The sequence below is a fragment of the Halalkalibacter alkalisediminis genome (assembly GCF_028610705.1).
Classification (GTDB): domain Bacteria; phylum Bacillota; class Bacilli; order Bacillales; family Bacillaceae_D; genus Halalkalibacter; species Halalkalibacter alkalisediminis.
The window spans coordinates 1-553 of sequence record NZ_JAQQWT010000141.1; the positions used below are offsets into that span (position 1 = coordinate 1).

Annotated in this window: 1 rRNA gene; it reads left to right on the forward strand. The window is 55.0% G+C overall.

Annotation, left to right across the window (positions count from 1 at the left end):
- Window positions 1-553: ribosomal RNA gene (locus PQ474_RS26245) — 23S ribosomal RNA — on the forward strand; the annotation flags it as partial.

The window sequence follows — 553 nt, forward strand, 5'->3', positions numbered from 1 at the left end:
TGGTTGGAAATCATTCGTAGAGTGCAAAGGCAAAAGGGAGCTTGACTGCGAGACCTACAAGTCGAGCAGGGACGAAAGTCGGGCTTAGTGATCCGGTGGTTCCGCATGGAAGGGCCATCGCTCAACGGATAAAAGCTACCCTGGGGATAACAGGCTTATCTCCCCCAAGAGTCCACATCGACGGGGAGGTTTGGCACCTCGATGTCGGCTCATCGCATCCTGGGGCTGAAGTAGGTCCCAAGGGTTGGGCTGTTCGCCCATTAAAGCGGTACGCGAGCTGGGTTCAGAACGTCGTGAGACAGTTCGGTCCCTATCCGTCGCGGGCGCAGGAAATTTGAGAGGAGCTGTCCTTAGTACGAGAGGACCGGGATGGACACACCGCTGGTGTACCAGTTGTTCCGCCAGGAGCATAGCTGGGTAGCTACGTGTGGACGGGATAAGTGCTGAAAGCATCTAAGCATGAAGCCCCCCTCAAGATGAGATTTCCCATGGAGTAAATCCAGTAAGACCCCTTAGAGATGATGAGGTTGATAGGTCTGGTGTGGAAGCGTGG